Origin of the sequence: Chryseobacterium aurantiacum (genome assembly GCF_003020585.1) — a bacterium.
GTDB lineage: Bacteria > Bacteroidota > Bacteroidia > Flavobacteriales > Weeksellaceae > Chryseobacterium > Chryseobacterium aurantiacum.
This window is the reverse complement of sequence record NZ_PXUE01000002.1, coordinates 964,767-989,885: the sequence shown is the minus strand read 5'-3', so window position 1 is coordinate 989,885 and position 25,119 is coordinate 964,767. Positions and strand designations below refer to the sequence as shown.

At 36.7% G+C, this 25,119-nt stretch carries 13 protein-coding genes; 8 read left to right on the top strand and 5 right to left on the bottom strand.

Annotation, left to right across the window (positions count from 1 at the left end):
• Positions 1-36 precede the first annotated feature (36 nt).
• Positions 37-1,041: a glycosyltransferase gene (locus tag C7D53_RS10800; protein WP_106916492.1), complete on the top strand. Its 1,005-nt coding sequence runs from the start codon at positions 37-39 to the stop codon at positions 1,039-1,041.
• Between the two features lie 102 nt (positions 1,042-1,143).
• On the opposite strand, the gene C7D53_RS10795 is transcribed toward C7D53_RS10800, so the two are convergent.
• Positions 1,144-2,370, bottom strand: coding sequence for an aminotransferase class I/II-fold pyridoxal phosphate-dependent enzyme (locus C7D53_RS10795; RefSeq protein ID WP_106916737.1), 1,227 nt, complete (start codon positions 2,368-2,370; stop codon positions 1,144-1,146).
• Positions 2,371-2,527: 157 nt separating this feature from the next.
• On the opposite strand from C7D53_RS10795, the gene C7D53_RS10790 reads away from it, so the two are divergent.
• On the top strand, positions 2,528-2,986 hold the full coding sequence (locus C7D53_RS10790) for an Lrp/AsnC family transcriptional regulator (RefSeq protein WP_106916491.1): 459 nt from the start codon (positions 2,528-2,530) through the stop codon (positions 2,984-2,986).
• A gap of 57 nt (positions 2,987-3,043) precedes the next feature.
• Here C7D53_RS10790 and C7D53_RS10785 read toward each other — a convergent pair whose 3' ends face one another.
• The 3 genes from C7D53_RS10785 to C7D53_RS10775 all read right to left on the bottom strand — a co-directional run bounded on the left by C7D53_RS10785 (position 3,044) and on the right by C7D53_RS10775 (position 8,843).
• Complete coding sequence (locus C7D53_RS10785; RefSeq protein ID WP_106916490.1) at positions 3,044-4,072, bottom strand: bestrophin family protein; 1,029 nt, start codon at positions 4,070-4,072, stop codon at positions 3,044-3,046.
• Between the two features lie 203 nt (positions 4,073-4,275).
• Positions 4,276-6,348 (bottom strand): alpha-ketoacid dehydrogenase subunit alpha/beta, encoded by a 2,073-nt coding sequence (locus C7D53_RS10780; RefSeq protein ID WP_106916489.1) that lies wholly within the window; start codon positions 6,346-6,348, stop codon positions 4,276-4,278.
• Between the two features lie 356 nt (positions 6,349-6,704).
• Positions 6,705-8,843, bottom strand: coding sequence for a S8 family peptidase (locus C7D53_RS10775; RefSeq protein ID WP_106916488.1), 2,139 nt, complete (start codon positions 8,841-8,843; stop codon positions 6,705-6,707).
• A 270-nt stretch (positions 8,844-9,113) separates the two neighbouring features.
• Between C7D53_RS10775 and dnaE the strand changes: the two genes are divergently transcribed.
• The 3 genes from dnaE to C7D53_RS10760 all read left to right on the top strand — a co-directional run bounded on the left by dnaE (position 9,114) and on the right by C7D53_RS10760 (position 20,523).
• Positions 9,114-13,781 carry a DNA polymerase III subunit alpha gene (dnaE, locus tag C7D53_RS10770; protein WP_106916487.1) on the top strand — a complete coding sequence of 1,556 codons (4,668 nt, stop codon included), beginning with the start codon at positions 9,114-9,116 and terminating at the stop codon, positions 13,779-13,781.
• 332 nt (positions 13,782-14,113) lie between these two features.
• Entirely contained in the window at positions 14,114-17,608 is a 3,495-nt protein-coding gene (locus tag C7D53_RS10765) for a T9SS type A sorting domain-containing protein (protein ID WP_106916486.1), read from the top strand.
• A gap of 125 nt (positions 17,609-17,733) precedes the next feature.
• Positions 17,734-20,523 (top strand): T9SS type A sorting domain-containing protein, encoded by a 2,790-nt coding sequence (locus C7D53_RS10760; RefSeq protein ID WP_106916485.1) that lies wholly within the window; start codon positions 17,734-17,736, stop codon positions 20,521-20,523.
• A gap of 626 nt (positions 20,524-21,149) precedes the next feature.
• Here the strand turns inward: C7D53_RS10760 and C7D53_RS10755 are convergent.
• On the bottom strand, positions 21,150-21,977 hold the full coding sequence (locus C7D53_RS10755) for an ion transporter (RefSeq protein WP_106916484.1): 828 nt from the start codon (positions 21,975-21,977) through the stop codon (positions 21,150-21,152).
• A 249-nt stretch (positions 21,978-22,226) separates the two neighbouring features.
• Here C7D53_RS10755 and C7D53_RS10750 point away from each other — a divergent pair, with 249 nt between their 5' ends.
• From C7D53_RS10750 to C7D53_RS10740, 3 genes are all read left to right on the top strand, one after another.
• Positions 22,227-23,075 carry a hypothetical protein gene (locus C7D53_RS10750; RefSeq protein ID WP_228422285.1) on the top strand — a complete coding sequence of 283 codons (849 nt, stop codon included), beginning with the start codon at positions 22,227-22,229 and terminating at the stop codon, positions 23,073-23,075.
• A 127-nt stretch (positions 23,076-23,202) separates the two neighbouring features.
• A complete protein-coding gene (locus tag C7D53_RS10745; RefSeq protein ID WP_106916483.1) occupies positions 23,203-24,300 on the top strand; it encodes a Nif3-like dinuclear metal center hexameric protein in 1,098 nt (365 codons plus the stop codon).
• A 2-nt stretch (positions 24,301-24,302) separates the two neighbouring features.
• Complete coding sequence (locus C7D53_RS10740; protein WP_106916482.1) at positions 24,303-25,079, top strand: zinc ribbon domain-containing protein; 777 nt, start codon at positions 24,303-24,305, stop codon at positions 25,077-25,079.
• The last annotated feature ends 40 nt before the right edge of the window (positions 25,080-25,119 follow it).

Genomic DNA, 25,119 nt, shown 5'->3' with positions numbered 1-25,119 from the left:
TCTTCTGCGAATAAGTAATTTTGAAAAATTTTCAATTTGAAACCTACCATTTCTATTATTGTTGCCATTTACAACCGAAAGGATGAACTTTTCGAGTTGCTAACCTCATTGACTCAACAGACCGATAAAGAGTTTGAAATCATTATCGTGGATGACGGTTCTCTGATAGATTTGAAACCTACAATAAAGAATTTTGAAGAAAGTCTGGATATCAAGTATTTTAGAAAGGATAATTCAGGACCGGGGCTTACTAGAAATTATGGTGCAAAAAGAGCGGCTAATGAATGGTTGGTATTTGTAGACAGTGATGTAATTGTAGAGAAAGACTATATACAACATATTAAAAACGATATACTGACAATTCAATGTGATGCATTTGGAGGAGCAGATAAGGCTCATAAAGGCTTTAATCTGATGCAAAAAGCCATTTCATACTCTATGACGTCTGTATTTACAACCGGGGGAATCAGAGGAAATAAAAAAGCGGTTTCAAAGTTTCAGCCAAGAAGCTTTAATATGGGAGTGAAAAAGGCAGTTTTTGAAAAAGTAGGAGGTTTTTCTGAAATGAGAATAGGAGAGGATCCTGATTTGTCTATGACCCTTTGGGAAAACGGATTCACCACTGCTTTTTTTGACGATATTGCCGTATACCACAAGCGTAGGGTAGATTTTGGGAAATTTTCCAAGCAGGTCTTTCAGTTTGGCTGTGCCCGTCCGATTCTTAATCAGAGGCATCCTAATTATGTGAAGATCTCTTTTGCATTTCCTACCTTATTTATGTTGGGATACATTATGGGGTTCTTTGAATACTTCTTTTTAGGGAGAGGAATTATCCTTGCATTGTATGGTTTGTATACCTTTTTGGTATTATTTCACGCCTTGCTATTGACTAAAAATATAAGTATTGCCGGCATGGCAGTAATTTCTACCTATATTCAGATGTTTTCCTATGGCTATGGTTTTCTTAAGTCATGGGTACTTTTAAATGTTTTCAAAATGAAGCCTGAAGAGGCCTTTCCACATCATTATCATAAAAAATAATACATTTATTAGGCTTATACTAGCCGTGGAACTATTTGTATTTACCCATAGAAAATAAAAGAAGGCTGTCTCAATTGAGACAGCCTTCTTTTTACAATAAATTTAGGATATAGAAATGTTTTCATGGTTAAGAACGCCTGCTTTCAGCATACATTCTTTCATCTTATGATAGGTTCTTTTAATATCGTGATCCAAACCAATGGAGAATCTGATTAATCCATCAGAAATACCAATTGAAGCACGTTCTTCTTCCGGAATTTCAGAAGAGGTAGATTTTCCTGAGCACGAGAATAAAGTTTTATAAAAACCAAGACTTACGGCCAGATAGCCCAGGTTGGCTTCCTGCATCAATTCCATCAGTTCATTGGCTTTCTCTGTAGTTCCTGCATCCAGAGTCAATAATCCTCCAAATCCGTATTCCTCATCAATCATACTTTTCATTAGCTCATGATTTTTATGGGATGGTAAGCCTGGATAAGAAACTTTTAAGCCTTCTTTTTCAAATTTTTCAGCAAGGTACAGAGCATTATGGCTGTGCTGTTTTATTCTGATATGAAGGGTTCTCAGGTTTTTCAGAATACTTGAGGCTCTTAGGCTGTCCATGGTAGGGCCAAGAAGCATACAAGCTCCGGAATTTACATTTTTAGTATCATCAATAAATGCCTGTGTTCCGCAATATACACCACCAACGGTATCGCTGCTTCCATTAATGAACTTTGTAAGGCTATGAATAACGATATCTGCCCCAAACAGTTGTGGAGAGATAGAAAGAGGCGAGAATGTATTGTCTACAATCAGTTTTAAATTATGTTTTTTACAAATCTCAGAAAGCTTTCTAAGGTCTGCAACTTCAAGCAACGGATTACTTACACTTTCACAATAGATTACCTTTGTATCGGGAGTTATGGAGTTTTCTATGGAATCAAAATTGTTGATGTCCACAAAAGTAGTTGCTACATTAAACTGGGGTAAAAAGTTTTTAAGAAAAGCATAGGTTCCTCCATAAATGGTTCTGCTGGAAATGATATGGTCTCCACTTTTGCATACCTGCATTAAAACGGAAGTAATGGCTCCCATTCCGGATGCTGTAACGTTGGCTGACTCTGTGTTTTCCATCTTTGCCAGAGCTTGTGCCAGGTAAAGATTCATTGGGGATGAATGTCTTGAATATAAATAACATCCTTCTGCATTTCCTTCAAAGGTATCAAACATCGTCTTTGCGGAAAGGAAAGTATAGGTAGAGCTGTCTGAAATAGATGGGTTTACCCCTCCAAATTCGCCAAAATACTGAAGATCCTGAATCTCGTTGGCTGCGTTAAAGTTTTCCATAAGCATTGTTTTTATTTTATTAGCCTAATTTGAGTTATTTTCCTAATTATTACAACATAAAATTGAATTTATAGAATATAAAACTGAAAAATATTGCTTATTTAGAAAATATAATGGGTATATTCGGAAATATTAAACTTTCACCAAAAAATTATCTATGGAACTTGACGAAACGGATAAAAAACTGTTGCTTTTTTTGCAGGAAGACTGTAAGCAAACTACCAAAGAGCTTTCCGGTAAGCTCGGATTATCGGTTACAGCTATTTATGAACGAATAAAGAAATTGGAAAACGCAGGTGTTATTTCAAAATATGTTGCCTTGTTGGATAAGAATAAGGTTAAGCGAAACTTTATAGTTCTGTGCCATGTGAAATTAACGCAGCACAAGAAAGAATTTGTACTGCAGTTTGAAAAGGAGGTGATGAATCTTCAGGAAGTCACGGAATGTTTTCATGTAAGTGGAGATTATGACTACATTCTTAAAATAGGAGTGAGGAATATTGAAGACTACCGAAATTTTATGCTGACAAAGCTTACGACGCTTCAACACATCGCAAGCACACACAGTTCGTTTATGATTTCCGAAGTAAAGAATACTACGGCAATTGTATTGTAAGGGTAGAAAAACCAAGAAAGAAAAGAGTTATTATCAATTTCAATCATGGTTTAGGTTCTAAACCAATACTCCATTTTTGGAAGCTATTGGATCGGGAAGGTCTGTTTCCCCGGTCATTTGAAGCAGATCAATTTCTATGGTTCTACAAATCGAAAGCATTGGGACGTCAAACATTAGTCCTGCAAAAGGATTTTCGGAGTAGTCACCTACAAGTTCCATAATGATGTATATCCATCCAATGATGATACAGAAAGGAATGGAGGTCCAGATTCCCCAGTCTCCCAGCTTGGCAAATTCATTCACCAACCCTAGTGGAAGTAAAGTGATGAAAAGGATATTGAAGACAAATGCAGTGCTGGCAAACTGTCTTGGCGAAGGAAACTTCTTGATTCTTTCTGCTTGTCCCTGGAAATTATAGAATTCATTAAGTGCATTCTGCAGCTGAGTTTGATTGAATTCTGTGATGGCATTCATGTTTTTAAGCTCATTGATATCTTTTGCCTGTTGGGCAATCAGATAGGTGGCAAAGTTTTTATAATCGTTTTTAAGATCATATTCTTCTTCTGAAAGATATTTGTGCAGGAAAATCGGTGCTCTTCCGTAATCCGGAAATCCTGCTTTGATTAATCTGTTTCTTCTCAAATTGATATTACCAAACTTGTTTTCGGTGCTGATATGCTCCCATTCTGTAGGAACTAACAACTGCTCACGGAAAGTATATAACCATGCAATATGACGATAGATAATTCTTCTTTTTCGGTCTTCCAGATCAAAAACACCAATTTCTTCGTTTTTTGTATCAAAAGCCTGAACCATTGATGCAAAGGAACGACTGGAATTTACAATTCCGCCCCATATTTTTCGGGCTTCCCAAAGTCTGTCATATGCCTGATTGTTCTTGAAACCAACCAGGAATGCTTCTGCTGTACCAATTAATGCTACAGGAACCCAAGGAATAGTCATCCAGTGCCAATTGAAGAAATAAAAGAGTACGGCAATTAGGGTACACCATATAGAAATTAAGATAAGATGTACACCGGATAGATTGAGAACTTGTTTATAATTAACGTATTTTGTAGTGATCATAAAGAGGGATGTGTTTTTCTGTGCAGACAAAATAAATACCAAACTTTATAAAAGGTTGTTATTTAATTTTTGTGTTTATTGATTTTTCAAGTTTTATTTAGCTATAATGACTTAAGATTGAGATTTATAATCTTAAATAAAAGTAATGAAAAAAATGCATAAAAAAACCTCTAAAAAATTTTAGAGGTTTTTTTGATGTCAATTTAATATTGTAGCATTTCTTCTATCTTCTTGGAAAGCTTTTCGGCATTTGGAAGCATCTCTTTTTCCAGTATTAGATTAATAGGAACAGCTGGTACATCCAGAGATCCCATTGTTTCTACCGGAGCATCTAAATATTTGAAACAGTTCTTGGAGATTCTGTGTGCAAAAGCCTCCGCAAAGGAGTTGTTAAGCTGCTCTTCCGTTAGAACGATACATTTACCGTGAGCTTTTACCCTTTCGAAAACAAGTTCTTCATCCAGAGGAATTAAAGTTCTTAAATCAATTACTTCAACTCTTCCATTGAAATTTTTAACAGCTTCTTTTGCCCAATAAACTCCCATTCCGTAGGTAACTACTAATAGAGTTCTTCCTTTTTCGGTTTCGTTTTTGTCTGCCTCAACCACTACTTTGCCTTTTCCAAACGGAAGAACATAGTCTTCAGCAGGTTCAATTGTTTTGGCATCCTCGGTTCCCGGAACTTTGCTCCAGTATAATCCTTTATGCTCAAGCATAATCACAGGATTCGGATCATAATAAGCTGCTTTTAATAATCCCTTAAAGTCTGCAGCATTGCTCGGATACGCTATTTTGATTCCTTTTATATTGGCTAGGATACTTTCTACGCTTCCGCTATGGTAAGGACCACCGCCACCATATGCTCCAATCGGAACACGGATAATATTGCTTACAGGGAATTTACCTTGGCTTAAATAGCTTGATTTTGAAATTTCTGTAATTAATTGATTGATTCCTGGGTAAATATAATCTGCAAACTGAACTTCCACAATAGGCTTTAATCCTACAGCACTCATTCCTGCTGTAGAACCTATGATATAAGCTTCCTGAATTGCCGTATTGAAAACTCTTTTGCTTCCAAATTTTTTACCTAGAGTAACCGTTTCACGGAACACTCCACCGATTCTTTCTCCTACATCCTGCCCATAAAGGATCGCTTCAGGATGCTTCCACATCAATTCCTGTATAGCATGAATGGCTGCGTCTACCATTACGATTTTTTCTCCATTTGCAGGCTCACGCGTTCCAGCCTCCTCGGTAATAGGAGTAGGAGCGAAAATGTGCTGCATTACGGTATCTGGTGTTGGGTCTTCAGCATTTTTAGCTCTTTCAAAAGCTTCTTCAACCTCAAGACGAGCTTTCTTTGTAATTTGTTTCAAAAGATCTTCGTCAACTCCTTCCTCAAGCAATTGCTTTCTAAGGATTTCTCCCGGATCCTTTGCTCTATGTTTAATAAGGTCTTCTTCGTCTCTATAGAATTCTCTTCTCACTCCCGAAGTGTGGTGGCCAATCAATACTGTTTTTGCACAAACAACTAAAGGTTTTCTCTCTGTTCTTACAAAGTCTACCGCTTTTTTCATGGCTTCAAAACTTTCCACAAAATCAGTTCCGTCAACTCTCATTCTGCTTAATCCTGTAAATCCTGCTACAAAATCGTAGGCATCACAGGTTCTGGCTTCTTCCTTAGTTACGGAAATTCCCCATTCATTGTCCTGAACAAGAAATATGATAGGAAGCTGATGCAATGCAGCAAACTGTAGTGCCTCACTTACTTCTCCCTCAGTTACGGAATTATCACCAAGGCTACAGATGACAACAGGGTTGTTCTCAAAATTCTGAAGCTTAAATTCCTGAATGTATTTTATTCCCTGCGCAACTCCGGTGGTAGGGATGGTTTGCATTCCTGTTGCTGAGCTTTGATGGATGATTTTTGGTTTATTTTCATCCCTGCTTGATGGATGGGAATAATAAGATCTGCCTCCTGAAAAAGGATCTTCAGCTTTAGCCAGTAATTGAAGCATAAGCTGGTAGGGTTCAAAGCCCATTCCCAAAAGAATACTTTCATCTCTGTAGTAAGGAGATACCCAGTCTTCTTTTTTTAATTGGTAAGCAGTTGCTAACTGAATGGCTTCATGGCCTCTTGATGTACTATGAACGTATTTGCAGATATTTCTGTTTTCTTCGTAAATATCAGCCATAGCTTTAGCAAGCATCATGTGATTGTACGCTTTAAGTAAAATATCCTGAGAAACTTTTTCGTGAAGTGTATTTTCCATAGAAAGCAAATATACATAAAAAAACAAAATACTAACAACTGTTAGTATTTTGTAAGAAATTTATGTATTTACTGATTATTTGTTAATTATTTTTTTTGAAATTAAATCTTATTTATTTACTGTTTAAAGAGATTTAATTTGTTTTTATTTAGTTGTATATCAGCTTATTGTTTGATTTATTCTTTATATTGAAATTTTGCAGTAAATTATAAATTGAAAGGTTATAAATTAATAATTAGTCTAAAGATGTCCATAGATTTATTATTAAAATAAGACCGATATGTTGATTATATTAAATAAAACAGGCCATTGAAAAGAATCAATGGCCCTGTTTGGAATTTTATGTGTTGATAGGATTATTCCTTGATCACTTTTTTAGCAACAACATCTTTTTCAGTTTTTACTTCAATGATGTAGATACCTTTTGAATATGATGACAAGTTAATAGCTTCCTTATCGCTGTTGATATTTCCGCTCTGTAATTTTTTACCAGAAACGTCATACACGTTGAATGTTGATTTTTTAGGAGCATTTAAAATGTTTGTCACATCTTTAGTAATGGATGGTGCTACAGCAAGGTTACTTAAAGCGTTTGCAGCTGATTCCTTAGTTCCCAATACCTCATTGTGTCCTGTTACAATGATTGAGTAATTTTGAGGAGAAGTTACACTTGGGGTAGCATTGTTCTTTAATGTTCCTTTGTGTAAAACTTCAATTTTGTAAGTTCTTCCAGCTACAGGAGCGTCAATAACCACCTGTTCTACGTTATCTACAGTGTTGTCTCCTTTGGTTGCAGGTGTCATTGGACTTGTTGCATTTAATTTCCAAGGCATGTATACTGTATTGTTAGAAGTATCAGTAATTCTTAGATCCAGATCATTTACTAGTCTTGAACTTCTGTTGTTGTAAGCTTCATCCCAGCTAAGATCTTCAGAAATTTTGAATTCTGGATCAATCCAAGAAATAGTTACTTTAAGAGGTTCAGTTCCAGACGCCTTAACTACTTTAGTGTTTGTAGTACCATTATTTAGAGTTTCATCTTTAAAAATAACGCTATTGTTAGATTTTCCAACTAATAGTTCAGCACCTTTTTTTGCATTAATGAACCCCCATCCAAAATGTGGATCTGGTCCTATATTTCCTGCTTCAGAGGCAGAGTGGATCATTAATGTTTTTGCGGAAGAAGCTTTTAATTCATTATTGTCAAATAACTGCTTGTTGATTTGAGTCCAAAGACCGATAATCCCTGTAACTACAGGTGCTGAATAAGATGTTCCGCTACCCACTGTTAAAGATGCACTACCTGTTGTATTCTCTGCTGTTGAAGCACTTCCTACACCTGTTCCTACAGCTGAAATGTCTGGTTTAATACCTCCATCATCTCTAGGACCAGCACTACTATAATCAGAGTGAACAACATCTGCAGCTGCTATATATCTTCCTCCATTAGCGGTAATGATATCAGTAGCAGCTACCACAATAATATTCTTAGCTAATGAACCTGTTCCAATACAGTCAAATCCTTGGCTGCAGTTTACAGGAGGTATTACATCGGTAGCAGCAAATGCAACAGGAGTATTACCTTGAAGATAGTATCTTGGTGTAGCTGGAGCAGGTGGGGTAGAGTAATCTTGTCCCATTCCGAAATAATTACCTGAAGACTTTACAATAATGTATGATGGATTACTATATACAATAGCATCATAATTTTGATCATTATCAAGATAAGTCCCTTGTAAATCACGAGACGAACTAGGGCTGGTGAAATCTCCATTCCATACTAGTGCGTTAGCTCCATTTACTACTTTTTCAGACCAACCAAGGTTAATTCCATAAGAGTGGTTTGATAATTTTGGCTGGGCAATTACTATTTTCTGGAATACATTGCTAGCGGCTGTATTTCCAGGTAAAACAGAATCACGGAAAGCATAAGAATCTATTGTTGAGTTTTTTGCTATTCCCTGGAAGTTTACTGTTTTAGTAGTTCCATCTGTAAAAGTAAGTGTTTGGGTGTGTGCTCTTGCTCCCATAAAACCAGAAACAGCAGTAGCGTGAGCACTATAGTTCATTGTGCTTGCTTCCTTATTGGTAACTCTTCCAGGTAAGTTATCAAAGAAAGGGTGTCCCGCGAATGCTCTTCCTCCGTCAAAAAGAGTGTACTTGATATTTTCTCCATTGAACGATCCTGTAATACCAGTAATGGTTCCGTTTTGAAGAAAATCTGCATTTGCATTTTTAATTTGATCCATATCTTCAGATTGGTGAAAATATGGTCTTCCATCTGGAGTGAATCCAGCTAAATTGCTTCTTTGTTCCAAAAGCTCTTTTAGTGCCTCTGAATTTCTGTTTGCTCCAAAGGTTTTTGCAACATAAGAGTCAAACTTTGCGCTGTTCTCTTTGTTTTGTTTTTCAAACTCTCTTTTTAATCCCTCATTGTTTTGTGCACTTAGCATTGAAATAGCTAAAGTGCCAACCAAAAGTAAATGTTTCTTCATAATGGTTAGTAAAATATTAAAAAATTGTAATTCATCAAATATATGATAAAATAATTAAATAAGTATAGTTATTATTGATTAAACATTATTTTTGATTAAAATTTTAATCTTATTTGTTTGTATTGAGTGTTTGTATGTAATATTGAAAGTTGTTTTTGTTTACGAATTACTGAAATGATGTTTGCTGTTTGTGTTGTTGTTTTAGGTTATTTTTTGGAAAAAATGAAGTAACTTTACATTCTCTTTTTTATAAAAAAGTTAGAAAATTATATGTATTTAATTTTTGACACAGAAACAACCGGTTTACCTAAAAATTTTAACGCACCACTTTCAGATTCAGATAACTGGCCGAGAATGGTACAGATTGCATGGCAGGTGCATGATGATAATGGTAATTTAATTGAAAATCAGGATTATATAATAAAACCTGAAGGGTATGATATTCCCTTTAATGCAGCAAGAATTCACGGGATTACCACTAAGATTGCCAATGAAGAGGGACGCGATCTTCAGGAAATTTTAGAAGAATTTTCTAAGGTTCTTGAAAGAGTAAGGGTGGTTTCCGGACATAATGTTGAGTTTGATTATAATATTGTAGGAGCAGAATTTTATAGAAAAAATTTAAAAGATAATCTTCAGGAAAAGCCAAGGGCTGATACCATGATCCTGGGAACCGACTACTGTAAGCTAGGTGGTGGAAGAGGAGGTAGATATAAGTCTCCGAAACTGGAAGAACTTTACGAAAAACTTTACGGAACCAAATTTGATGAAGCCCACAATGCTGCAGCAGACGTAAATGCTACAGCAAGAGTCTTCTTTGAAATGATGAGAATTGGAATAATTCCTACAGAAATTCTTAAGATTTCAGAAGATCAGCTAAGCTATTTCAAAAGCTTACATCCAGATCCCATCAAGCCTTTTGGAATTGTTATCCGTAGACAGATCGCTGATTTTAATAATAAGAAAAAGCAGCAGGATTTTGGAAGTATTGATGAGATAGATCTTGGAAAATATTTCAATTTTGACAATCACAGTGTCTTCTCAACATTAACGGCTACTTCAAGTATTAATGACTTGATTAAAAAAGCTTCTGATGAGAACTTTCCGGCAGTCGGAATGGTAGATTTGGGAAATATGATGGGAGCTTTCAAGTTTGTTTCTGCTGTAGAGGGCGCTAATGGAGACAGAGCAAAAAAGCATAAAGAATTTCTAGCAAAAAAACAGGAAGCTGAAGAAAATGGAACAGAATTTAATGAAACAGAACCTGTTTCAGAACCGCTGATTCCTGTTGTAGGCTGTGAATTTTATATTTCAGACCGTTACGAGCAAAAGCAGTTTACTAAGGATGATCCGGATAGAAGGACTCAGGTTGTGCTTTTAGCAAAAGATTTTAACGGATATAAAAACCTGGCGAAACTTTCAAGTATTGGATTTCTGAAAGGGTTTTATTTTGGAGTTCCCAGAATCAGCCGTGAATTAATAGCTGAATATAAAGAGGGACTTATCGCTTTAACATCTGGGATTCTTGGAGATATTCCTGATGCTATCTTAAATACTGGTGAACAAAAAGGTGAAGAGCTTTTCAAATGGTGGAAAGATACCTTTGAAGATGATTTTTATGTTCAGCTTCAAAACCATAAACTACCTGAGGAAGAGCATTTAAATGAAGTTCTTCTCTATTTTGCAGATAAATATAATGTAAAGATTTTAGCTCAAAACCAAACTTTTTACAGCAATAAGGATGATGCCAATATTCAGGATATTGTAAGTTGCATTAAAGATGGCGAAAAGCTTTCAACTCCTATTGGGAAAGGATTTGGGAAGAGGAGAGGTCTTTCAACCGCAGAATATTACATGAAGAATTCTCATGAAATAAAAGAGGCATTTTTGGCCTATCCTGATGCGTTTGAAGCTTATGAAGAATTTTTTGCAAAATTTAAACCCTATACACTAAAAAGGGATGTACTTCTTCCAAAGTTTGATATTCCAGAAGAGTTTATTCATGCTGAAGATGAGGTAGATGGCGGGAAGCGTGGTGAGATGGCTTATCTTACTTACTTAACCTATGAGGGAGCGAAAAAAAGATATACAGCTGAGGGGATTACAGATGAAATTAAAGAACGTCTTGACTTTGAACTGGAGGTAATTGCAAATACGGGGTATCCCGGATACTTCCTTATTGTACAGGATTTCTGTAATGAAGCCCGTAATATGGGGGTTTGGGTAGGTCCGGGAAGAGGATCTGCAGCCGGATCCGCTGTAGCTTACTGTATTGGAATTACAAATGTTGACCCTATTAAGTATGATCTCCTTTTTGAGAGATTCCTTAATCCGGAAAGGGTTTCTATGCCCGATATTGATATTGACTTTGATGATGAAGGACGAGATAGAATTATCAAATGGGTAGTTGAAAAATATGGAAAAACTCAGGTAGCACAGATTATTACTTATTCAGTATTGGGTGGGAAATCTGCCATTAAAGATGCCGGAAGAGTTTTGGATGTCCCTATTCCTGATACAAACAATATTGCTAAGCTGATTCCTCCGAGTCCGGGGATGAACATTGCAAAGGCTTTAGCAAAATATGACAAATTAAAACCTGAAGAACAAATGCTTGTCGATGAGATGAGGTATGTTCTTGAAAGCCCTGATGATGCACGTCATGGAGTTTTGGCAAGTGCTAAAAAAATGGAGGGCTGTATCAGAAATACAGGAATTCATGCCTGTGGGGTAATTATTACGCCGGAGGATGTGAGTAATCTGGTACCAGTGACTATAGCAGCTAAGGATGCCGATATTTTGGTATCTCAGTTTGATAACTCAGTAGCAGAAAGCGCAGGGCTTCTGAAAATGGACTTCCTTGGGCTTAGAACATTAACAATCATTAAGGATGCTCTAAAGCTCGTAAAAGCCAGGTATGGTTTGGATATTGATCCTGATGAAATTCCTTTGGATGATACCAAGACCTATCAGTTATTTAAGGAAGGAAGAACAGTTGGTATTTTCCAGTATGAAAGTCCCGGGATGCAAAAGTACATGAGGGAGCTTAAGCCTACGGTTTTTGCTGACCTTATTGCCATGAACGCATTATATCGTCCGGGTCCAATCAAATATATTCCAAACTTTATTAACAGAAAGCATGGAGTAGAAGAGATTGTATATGACTTGCCAGAGACAGAAGAATATTTAAAAGAAACCTACGGAATTACCGTTTATCAGGAGCAGGTAATGCTTTTGTCCCAGAAACTGGCCAACTTTACAAAAGGTGAGGCGGATACGTTAAGAAAAGCAATGGGTAAAAAGCAGATTGATGTTCTTAATAAAATGTATCCCAAATTTATTGAAGGAGGTAGAAAAAATAATCTGAATGAAGAAAGGCTTGAGAAAATTTGGAATGACTGGAAAGCCTTTGCAGAATATGCATTCAACAAATCTCACTCTACCTGTTATGCCTTTATTGCTTATCAAACTGCATTCTTAAAAGCAAATTATCCTGCCGAATACATGGCAAGTGTGATGAGTAATAACATTAACAATACGGACTCGATTACCATGTTCATGGAAGATTGTAAGAGTATGGGAGTGGATGTTTTAGGTCCGGATGTGAATGAATCTCAATATAAATTCTCTGTAAACGAAAAAGGGCAGATCCGTTTTGGTTTAGGAGCAATCAAAGGAATTGGAGAAGGACCGAGTGAGGCAATTACCAGAGAACGAGGAAATGGAAGGTTTAAAAATATCTATGATTTTTTTGAAAGAATAATGCCTTCTCATATGAATAAAAGAGTAGCGGAAAGTTTAGTGCTGGCCGGTGCTTTTGATGAATTGGGTTCTTTCCATAGAGGTCAGTATTTTGATATTGACATGGCGGGAAGAACTAATTTGGAAAGATTAATCAGGTATGGGCAAAGCTTCCAGGAAAGTAAAAATGAGATGGAACATTCACTTTTTGCTGACTTTGCAGATGAAGTACAGATTGAGCAGCCCAAATTGGCACCTTGTCCTGAGTGGCCCAATATGCATAAATTAAATAAAGAAAAAGAAACTATCGGTTTCTATCTTTCTGCCCACCCACTGGATGAATTTAAGTATCAGTTCCAGTTTATGCAGGGTCGACTTTCCAAGAAGTCAGTTCTGGAAAAAGAAGATGAGGAAAAAGTAACTACAGACCCAGCTCCTGTACTGGAGCAAGATTCACAAGATGAAACTACAGATCTTACAGAAATTGTTTCTGATGAATTGTCCGTAGGAGAGGAAGAAGTGATAGAAGAGGTCGTAAAAAAAGCAGAACCAAAGGGAACTTTTGGGTTCCTGAATCTTGATGAGGTAGATGCTTATAAGGAGCAGGCTTTTGCCAATAAGCCAGAAGAACTATTCGAGGAAAAAAAGAAAGACTGGAAAACACTTCAGAAAGAAAGAGAAAATGGCGGAGGCGGAAAGGAATATACGGTAGCAGGTTTGATCACGGAATATAGAGTTCAGGATGGTTTCAGAAGTGGAGAGAAAGTGGCTTTCGTAACTCTGGAGGACTATTCAGGGTCTTATTCTTTCAGATTGGGAGATAGGGATTATATGAGGTTGAAAGAAAAACTTGAAGTTCAGAGATTTGTTATATTCAAAATAAAATTTGCTCAGGTAAAAGACGGACGCGTTTTTGTGAATGTAAATGATGTGATTGAGCTTCAGGAAGCTTTTGAAAGATTTGCTAAAAGTATTTCTCTTGTGATGGATGTGATGGATGTAAGGCCGGAAGATCTTGACTTTTTCAGAACAGTGCTGGATCGAAATAAAGGAAGTCAAAAATTGAAGTTCTTCATTAAGAATATTGATGACGACTCTCACATTGAAGTTCAGTCTATGAAACATTCCGTAGATTTAAATGGAGATTTGATCAAAGAAATACAATTACTCAATAAGTATGAGTTCTATTTGAACTAAATCTATAGTATAATTGATTGAAAAGTGGCTTTTTGCCACTTTTTTTGTTTTTATGAATCAATACGAGATGTTTTTTTAAAAATATATTTTTATGTTAAATAGTAATTGTTGTACAGGTAGGAATTCATTGTGTTGTGATTTAAGTTACTGATATATAACTCATTGTGTTTTATTATTTGATTTTTAAATTCATATTATATTTAAATACATGTTTAGTTTTTTGACAAAGATAAAGCTAATTGGTTTTTTAATAATCAGTATTTTTTAATATTTTATGATATTTATTCAAATATTATTTACTTTTACCGCCTTAACTATTATTATTACTATTTATGAAAAAAATTCTACTGATGTGTATGATGGCTCTTGGTATAGGAGCCTCAGCACAGATTCTCGTTAACGAGGGATTTGAGGGATCATCAATACCCACCGGGTGGACCTCTTCGGCATTGCCGGCTACTGCTTCACAAACCTTATCGATAGGGATGTGGTCTGGTGGTTCTGCTTGCGCAGGTGTAAATATGGCGTATAGGAACCTTTATAACAATATTACATCCTATAACCTTGTTTATTCTTCTCTCAATTCAAATGGGCTGGCGCTTGATTATTCATTCAAGTATGCTGCTAAAGGATTTTCTACCAGTGGGGCTATCAAGGGGAACTTTACAGCAGAGTATTCTCTTGATGCCGGAGTCAACTGGACTACATTGGTTGCTCCTGTCAATCTTGACAGCCCCAATGCAACTCCAATTCCGTGTACTACTGTTTCAGGAACAATTCCAGCAGGGATAATTCCAGCGGGGGCGGATTTTAAATTCAGAATTACAGCCAACTATGTTTCTCCATCAGATTTCTATATAGGATTTGATGACATCAAAATGAGTCAGCCTATCACTACGACTCCTGGATGTACTGCACTAATAGCACCTGCGGCAGCAGAAACAGGAGTGTCCAGAAACCCTACGTTAAAATGGATCAGTGCAGCCGGAGCTACCGGATATTTACTTAACATAGGAACTACGCCTGGTGGAACTGACGTACTGAATAATGTAAATGTGGGGAATACTCTTAGCTATACTATTCCCACTGCAAATACTCTAAGCTATTCAACGCCGTACTATGTAAAGGTGGTTCCTACCAATGATTTTGGGAATAATTCAGGATGTTCAGAAAGTACTTTCATGACCTTGAATATTGGTTGTCCTACCGTTTCTTCGCCTTCTTCAGCAGCAACAGGTGTATCAGCACTTCCTGCTATTAGCTGGTCGTCAGTATCAGGAGCTACGGGCTATAAGATTTCAATAGGAAGTACAGCTGGTGGTACAGATGTTATGAATAATGTAGATGTAGGAAATGTTACTACTTATACACTTACAACTCCATTGCTATTTAATACAAAATATTATTATACAGTTAATAGCTATAGTCCTACTTCTACAAGTGCAAGTTGTACAGAGAGAACCTTTACCACAACTATTTTGTGTCCTACTGTTACAGCACCAAGTTCCGCATCAAGCGGTGTATCGGTACTTCCTACCATTACATGGACTGCTATGCCTGGAGTTACAGGATATAGAATTACAATGGGAACTACTGCCGGAGGAAATAATATCATGGATAATGTAGATGTAGGAAATGTAGCAACCTATACGCTTGCTACTCCTTTGTCTTTCAATACCAAGTATTACTATAAAGTGATTGCCTACTCAGGAAGCGTAGAGGGAACTGCTTGTACAGAAAGAAACTTTACAACCAATACTTTATGTCCTTCTATTTCGGTACCAGCTTCAGCAGCAACCGGAGTATCTGTACTTCCAACTATTACATGGGGGGCAATACCTGGAGTTACAGGATATAGAATCACGATGTCAACTACTCCTGGAGGAAATGATATCATGGATAATGTAGATATAGGTAACGTGGCTACTTACACACTTACTACACCTTTGGCATTTGGTACTAAGTATTACTATAAAGTGGTTGCTTATTCAGGAAGCACAATGGGGCCGGCTTGTACAGAAAGAAACTTTACAACAAATACTTTATGTCCTACTGTTTCAGCACCAGGTTCTGCGGCAACCGGAGTTTCTGTGCTTCCAACTATTACTTGGGGAGCAATTGTCGGAGTTACAGGATATAGAATTACGATGGGAACTACAGCCGGAGGAAATGATATCATGGATAATGTAGATGTAGGAAATGTAGCAACTTATACTTTGGCTACCCCTTTAGCATTCGGTACAAAATATTACTATAAGGTGATTGCTTATGCAGGAAGTACAGTTGGAACAGCTTGTACGGAGAAAAACTTTACAACAAGTACTTTATGTCCTACTGTTTCTGCACCTAGTTCCTCAGCAACAGGAATTTCAATATTGCCTACCATTACCTGGAGTGCAATACCTGGAGTTACGGGATATAGAATCACGATGGGAACCACCACAGGTGGAAATGATATCATGGATAACGTAGATGTAGGTAATTCTGCTACTTATACTCTTACTACTCCTTTGGCATTTGGTACGAAATATTATTATAAAGTAATTGCGTATTCAGGAGGTATAGTAGGCACAGCTTGTACAGAAAGAAGCTTTACAACATCCACTTTATGTCCTTCTATTTCTCTGCCTAGCGCAGGTGCAACCGGTGTATCTCTGCTTCCAACTATTACCTGGGGGGCGATAACGGGAGTTACAGGATATAGAATTTCCATGGGAACTACCTCTGGAGGAACTGATATCCTAAATAACGTAGATGTAGGAAATGTTAATTCATATACTCTTACTGCGTCTTTAGCATTTACAACTAAATATTATTATACAGTAACAGGATATACCGGAACGCTTACAGGAACTGGTTGTTCAACAAATAACTTTACAACTCAGGGAGCATGTCCGGTTGTGACCTATCCTGCAGACGCTGCAACGCTTCAGCCGATAAATCCTATCATAAAATGGAATGCTATGCCAGCTGCAACTTATTATACCTTAACTATTGGTACAACGGCAGGTGGATCTGATATTATGAATAATGTAAATATTGGAAATGTTTCTTCATATACAGTTACAGCTCCATTAACATTAGGAACTAAATATTACTATAAGGTAAATACCGATACTTCAACAGCATGTGCTGAAAGATCATTCACAGTGAATACAAGCCCTGCGCCGGCAAATGATAACTGTTCAGGAGCATTACTGGCAGCATCTTTCCCTTATGCTTATTCACAGACTAATGGAGCAGGCGCTACCAACGGAACAGGATTTATTACGGCTTGTTCAGGATCTAATGACGGAATGTGGTTTAAATTTACAGGAAACGGTGGAGAGATGACTGTTTCTGCAAAAAGTACTACAGGCTGGGATCATAGAGTATCTGTATATACTGGAAGTTGTGGAGCCTTTACGTGTGTAGGAACTGCAGATGAGAAAGCTTCAACAGTTGGGAATATTGAAACCCTTACTTTCAATTCTGTTGCTGGAACTGTATACTATGTGAATGTAGGATATTATTCCCCAATAACAGACGATCTGGAAGGAAACTTTGATATTAATATTACCAGTAGCATTTTAGCAACATCTGAAGTTGTTACTGAGAAAATAAAAGAGGTTAAAGTTTATCCTAATCCTTTTACTGATATTCTGAATATTTCTGACACAACTAAAGTGCAGTCTGTTTCTATTATTGATCTTGCCGGAAGAGTGGTGAAGACAATAGAAAAACCTACTTCGGTTCTTCAATTGGGAGATTTGAAGCAAGGTATGTATTTAGTAGCATTAAATATGAAAGACGGGTCAAGACAAATAATTAAAGTAATTAAGAAATAACCCGAATAATATAAGTATTTAAAGCAGTAACCGAAAGGTTACTGCTTTTTTTTAATCTTTTTTTAAGGTTGTGTTTAAATTATTATTAATTTGGCAAATGTAATAACCCCTTAAAAAAATTAAATATGAAGAAAATCTTACTCTTGTGCTTGCTCACTGTAAGCATGATTTTGAGTGCTCAAATCACCTTGGGTGAGGGTAGTACAATTGCCGGAAACGCTCCGGTCAATACCTATTATGGGTATTCCTATACCCAACAAATTTTCACAAAACAGGAAATTAATGCCAATGCTGCAGGAAACATTACAGGACTTAAATTTTATCTGGATCCTGCCGGCACCATAGACAATTCATCAGATTGGGTGGTTTATCTGGGGCATACTACAAAAACTAATTTTACATCTGGAAGCAACTGGGTTCCTGTAGCACAGATGACACAAGTTTTTGCTGGAACTGTTTCAAACTCAAACGGAGTGGTAGAGATTACTTTTGCTACACCTTTTGCGTATGACAATATTCAGAATCTTGTGCTTGCAATAGATGAAAATTTGGCTGATTATGATGATGAGGAAATATTTTCTGTATATAATGCAGTGCAGGATAGAGCTATTGCTTATTCAAGTGACTTTGAAGATCCGGATCCTTTCGATCCTCCTGCAGGTACATCATTAGGATATAGATCCGTTATAAGTTTTATGGGACTTACCCCAAGTACAATACCTGCTTGTGCTGCCGTGTCATATCCGGCAAACAATGCAACCCTGGTACCATTGTCTCCTACCATTACTTGGTTTGCGTCACAAGGGGCTACAAGTTATAAGGTTTCCATTGGAACTACTCCGGGAGGAACAGATGTTGCGAATCAACAAGTGGTAACTACAACCAGCTTCACTCCGGCAGCTCCGCTTTCTATTAATACTACTTATTACCTTAAGGTGATTTCAGTAGGAGCAGGGGGTGAGTCTTCAGGTTGTACCGATGTAAAGTTTAAAACAATACCTCCTCCTCCGGCTAATGATGACTGTGCTGCGGCTGTAAATTTAACAGTAAACCCAGATCTAAACTGTGGAACTGTTACTGCCGGAACAACAGTTTCTGCAACCGATTCCGGATTAACTCCAGATCCTTGCTTTGGTACTCCGGATGATGATGTGTGGTATAAGTTTACAGCAACTGCAACAGCTCATGTTATTTCACTTAAGAATATAGTTGCTGCGGGAACTGATCCAAGTACAGATACTTATTTTCAGGTTTTTAGTGGTGATTGTGCTACTTTAAACAGTGTTTTATGTTCAGATCCGGAAACTGCGGTGGCAAACGGGCTTACTGTAGGAAGTACTTATTATGTAAGAGTTTATAGTTATGGAGATGCAGGAAGTGCTCAAAGTTTCAACATCTGTGTAGGAACATTGCCTCCTCCTCCGGCAAACGATGAATGTTCTGCTGCAATTGCGCTAACGGTAAACCCTGATATGAACTGTGGTGTTGTTACCGCTGGTACAACACTTTCAGCAACAGATTCTGGGTTAGCTCCAGATCCTTGTTTTGGTAATCCGGATGATGATGTGTGGTACAAGTTTACAGCAACTGCATCCTCTCATGTTATTTCACTTAGAGATATTGTTGGTGTAGGAACAGGAAGTACAAGTACGGATACTTATTTCCAGGTTTTCAGTGGAAGCTGTGGAGGTTTGACAAGTATTTTATGTTCAGATCCTGATTCATCAATTGCTTCTGGTCTTAATGCAGGTGAAACTTATTATGTAAGAGTTTATAGCTATGGAGGCGCAGGTAGAGCTCAAAGTTTCAAAATCTGTGTAGGAACATTGCCACCGCCGCCAACAAACGATGATTGTGCAAGTGCTGTTACTCTTACCGTAAATCCAAATATGAACTGTGGAACCGTTACTTCTGGTCATACACTTGGTGCAACCGATTCCGGATTAGCTCCAGATCCTTGTTTTGGTACTCCAGATGATGATGTATGGTTTAAATTTACAGCAACTGCGGGTAGTCATACTATTACATTAAGCGATGTTGTTTCTCTTGGTACAAGCCAGACTACAGATAGCTATTTCCAGGTTTTCAGTGGAAGTTGTGATGCTTTAGTGAGTGTTCTGTGCTCAGATCCTCTATCCGGTCTTGCTACTGGTCTTACTGTAGGAAGTACTTATTATGTAAGAGTTTTCTCTTACGGAGGAACAGAAACAGCAATTGGCTTTAAGATATGTGTAGGAACATTGCCTCCACCTCCAGCCAATGATGCTTGTGCTGGTGCATTAACGGCAACTGTGTTCCCTTATAGCTATACTCAGGCTGATGCAGCTGGAGCTACTAATAATGGAGGATTCCTTGCTACGTGCGCAAGTAATCCAATGAATGATGGTACTTGGTTTACTTTCACCGGAGATGGTACAGCTCACGAAATTGCAGTATCAATGCCTGTAGGAAGTAGCTTTGATCCACAAATTGGAGTTTTTAGCGGAAGCTGCGATAATTTAACATGTGTAAGTACCGTTGATAATAATGGAGGTGGCAGTACAGAAACAGTATCTGTACCAACAGTTGCAGGAACGGTATATTATGTGAATGTAGGACACTATTCTAATGATGAAGATCTGATGGAAGGTACATTTACTATTACCATTAATAAAGAAAATCTTGGTACTTCGGAAACATCTAAAGCCAAGAATGAAATTAAGGTATATCCAAATCCATTTGCTGATGTATTGAATATTTCAAAAGCAGATCTGGTAAAATCAATTTCTGTTCTGGAAGTTTCCGGAAGATTGGTGAAAACCATTGAAAATCCTTCTTCTGTTCTTCATTTAGGAGACTTAAAGCAAGGAATGTATTTAGTGGTTCTTAATATGAAAGACGGAACTAAGCAGACGGTTAAAGCAATTAAGAAATAATTGAAAAATTATTGAAATAGAGAGACGGATCATTTGATCCGTCTTTTTTATGTAAAAAGTCTGTTTAAACTTAACCGCAAAAGTCACAAAAGGTTTTATTTTTTTAACACTTTAGTACACTTTAGAAAGTGTAAGGAAATACTGCACAATTAAGTTCACAGAAGATGAAAATCTTTGATTTTCAACAAAACTTGAGTGTCCTTACTTGTACACAAAGTATATCACTTAAATAGCTTAAGTGTTTAAAAAGCTTTTGTATATCCTTTGTGGTTTAATAAAAAAGTTTAAACAGCTTTAAAATATGTAGAATAGTAAGATTTCGGAAACAGAAAAAATCCTACTATAAAAAAAGAAGAATGCAAATCTCCATTCTTCTTTTTATTTATAAACAGTTTATGACCTGTCATTCATTTTTTACGGTTCATTACTTGTCAGGTACTGGTTGTATATCTCCCGTGTTCATAAGATCAAAAACAGTGGGGAAGAACATGACGAGGATAAAATAAATGATAATCATCAGCGCAATAAGTGCGAAGAGAATAATCACTAAACTATTAGGTTTATTTTTCTTTTTTGGTTCCATGATTTTGTGGTATTTGGTGAATAGATTAAACTAATATCTAATATTAAGCTAATTTCTTGCCACACTGCTTACAGTACCTTGCATCATCATCAATATCTTCATTGCCACAACGGTCACAGATCATTTCCAGGTTCTGTCTTTTGTTTCGCATTTCTGCAGTTACAATTCCCGTAGGAACCGCAATAATGGAATAACCGGCAAGCATCAGAATAACCGCAAAAAACTTCCCCATTGGAGTGATCGGAGATACATCACCATACCCTACAGTAGTTACCGTTACTACAGCCCAGTAAATTGACTGAGGGATTGTTTCAAAGCCCTGACGGCCACCTTCCACCATGAACATCAATGATCCTACAATGACCGAAAAGATGATTAGAAACAGGAGAAATATATAGATTTTTCTTGAACTGTTCTTTAATGCTCTTACAATCAGGTAACCATCATTCATGAAGTCCAGTAAATTAAAAATCCTGAATATCCTTAGCATTCTCAGCATTCTGAAGATTAGAAAATACTTGGTAATCGGGAAGAAAAAACTAAGAAAGAAAGGAACCAGGGCAAGAAAATCAATGACTCCGAAGAAACTGAAGATATAGTTGCGCTTATTTTTTATCACAGCAATTCGCATAGTGTACTCAGCAGTGAAAAAAACAGAAATAATCCATTCAAGAATCAAAAAAGTATAATGAAATCTTTTATCAAGCTGGGGTACACTTTCCATCATAATAATGGCAGTACTTGCAAGGATTAAAGATAGTAATATGATGTCAAACAGTTTTCCGAGCCTCGTATCGGAGCGGTAAATTATTCGATAAAGGAATCTTTTCCAAAGTTTGTCTTCAGGAACAAGGTTATGTTCTCTTTCCATGTACATTCAGTTATTTCACAGCGAAGTTAATAATTTTCATGAAGTATAGGTTATATATATGATTGTTAAAAGAATGTTCGAAATGTTAACTGTTTTTCTTTCATTTAAAAGTGAATTATTACACTTTAAAGTAATGGTTTACAGTGGTTTATATATTACAATTTACAAATAAAATATGACATATAAAAATTTATTTTTTAACATATTTTTAACTATTGTTTGTAATTTTATTCAACAAAACATAAGATCATGAGAAAATTTTTAACCTCGTTTATTCCACTTTGTGTAGGTACTCTTATGTTTGCACAGGTGGGTATTAATACATCGAATCCCAATGAAGCAACAGTGCTTGATGTTGTCTCCAATCAGAAAGGTATTCTTATTCCTCGACTTACGGATACGGACAGAAATACTTATTTAGCTGATAATGATGCTTTAACAGTGCCTCCTGCAGGTGTTGTAAATGCTAACCTTACTGCAGGAACTCTTATTTTTAATACGACAACGAATAACTTCCAGTATTGGGATGGTACCCTCTGGAGACAGCTTTTTGTTCCCACATCTTCTCAGGCTGGTAATGACGGTGTCGTTAAAGTGAATTCTGGAAACGCAAATGTGAAACCCTCCCTTACTTTAAACGCTGCAGGAAATGGATATGGAGCAAGGCAACAGGTGACTTACACAACACCGTTGGTCTTTGCTGCAAGCCCCACCACAAGCTGGCCGGAAACCACAGTTCCCTTTCCGGGAGGTACAGCTAATATTTATACTGCAGCAACAGGTAAATGGAGAGAAAATGAAATCTATGGTCAGGTACATGTTTGGAGACTTATAGCTAATATAACTCCGGGATCCAACTCTTCAGGATCTGTAAAAGCAACTTTCAAAAACCCTGATTCTGGCTTTGAAATCAATTCTATTCAATTGGTTCCAAGCGGCTCAAGTGGAGTAGGTAACCTGCTTACCTTTTATTTCTATACCATTGCAGATCCAGCCAGTCTGGATCCGGGTAGAGGATATCAACTTTTCATGGAGTCTGACATATCCTGTGGTGTAGTGGTGGATTCCTTTACAAGGGTGTCCCTCTTCAAAGATTAAAGATAATACTTTAAAAACACAAATTGAAGTCGGTCTGAAAAGTCCGACTTTTTTTATAGACAGATAAAATTTTTTCGGAATCCTTGGGAAATTAATATCTTCGCTGTAACTGTAAAAATATAGACTAATGAAGCTAAGAACTGTAATTTCAAAAATAGAAGAAGAGATAAGCATCAGACAGGCGGAGGATTTTGATAACGTAGGATTGCTGTGCGGGGTTCCCGATCGTGATGTTTCCGGAATTCTTGTTTGCCATGATGCCTTGGAAAATGTAGTAGAAGAAGCAATTGAAAAAAACTGTAACCTTATTGTATGCTTTCATCCTATTATATTTTCAGGTTTAAAGTCCTTAACAGGAAAAAATTATGTAGAAAGAGCCGTTTTAAAGGCTATTGAAAATAAAATTGCTATTTATGCCATTCATACAGCATTTGATAATGATTTCTTTGGAGTCAATCATGGAATATGCAGTCAATTGGGATTAAAGAATATGAAAATTCTTCAGCCAAAGGAAAAAAACCTAAAGCAACTGACCGTTTTTGTTCCCAAGGAACATTCTGATAAAGTAAGAGAGGCCATGTTTGCTGCCGGGGCGGGAAATATAGGGTTTTATGACGAATGCAGCTTCACCATCAACGGAAACGGAACCTTTAGACCGGTAGAAGGTTCAAACCCTTTTTCCGGAGAACACAATATCCGCGAGAATGCTGATGAAGATATGATTTCCGTAATTTTTGAAAACCATAAGGAAGGGCAGATCATCGGAGCAATGAAAAACGCTCATCCATACGAGGAAGTAGCTCATCAAATATATAGTCTGGATAACAAAAACCAACATACCGGACTGGGAATGTATGGTGATCTGGAAGAAGAGATGGATGAAAAGGACTTCCTGAGATTGGTAAAAGAAAAGTTCAGTCTTGAAGTCATAAAACATTCTTCTTTCAACAACAAAAAAATTAAAAGAGTAGGGGTTTTGGGAGGTTCCGGAGCCAGCGGAATCCGTTCTGCAGTTTCCAAGAAATGTGATGTTTACCTTACCGGAGATATTAAATACCATGACTATTTCCTGGCAGAGTCCAAAATGTTGATTTGTGATATAGGACATTATGAATCAGAACAATTTGTAACTCAACAATTATTTGAAATTTTTTCACAAAAATTTAGTACATTTGCAATTTCAAAATCTATTGAAAAAACAAACCCAGTAAATTATTTCATTTAAATATGGCAAAAACCAACGATATTTCAGTTGAAGAAAAATTAAGAGCTTTATACGATTTACAGATCATTGATTCAAGATTGGATGAAATCCGAAATACTAGAGGAGAATTGCCAATTGAAGTTGAAGATCTTGAAATCGAGATTGAAGGTCTTGAAAAAAGAGCTGAAAAATTTCATGCAGACATTAAAGATCAGGACGATCAGATCAAAACAAAGCATGAAGTTATTAACCATGCAAAAACTTTAATTGAGAAGTATAAATCTCAACAGGATAATGTAAGAAACAATAAAGAGTTTGAAGCATTAGGGAAAGAAATTGAATTCCAGGATCTGGAAATTCAACTTGCTGAAAAAAGAATTAAGGAATTCGGAGTTAAAATTGCTCACAAAAACGAAACTTTAAGTGAACTAACTTCAAAGATCGACGATTTAAAGAACCACTTGAAATTCAAGAAAGAAGAATTGGATGGTTTGATCTCTGAAACTCAAAAAGAAGAAGAATACTTAATAGAGCAATCTAAAGAATTCGCTGGTAAAATTGATGAAAGATTATTGGCTTCTTACAACAGAATCAGAACAAACTCTATCAACGGTCTTGCTGTAGTAGGATTAGAAAGAGGGGCTCCAAAAGGATCATTCTTTACTATTCCTCCACAAAAGCAAATGGAAATTGCTCAGAGAAAGAAAATCATTATTGATGAGCATTCTGGGAAAATCCTTGTTGACGACGAGTTGGTAATGGAAGAAAACGACAAAATGAAATCAGTAATTAAATTCTAATTATTTGATTTTAAACAATACAAAAGCTGTTTCAGAAATG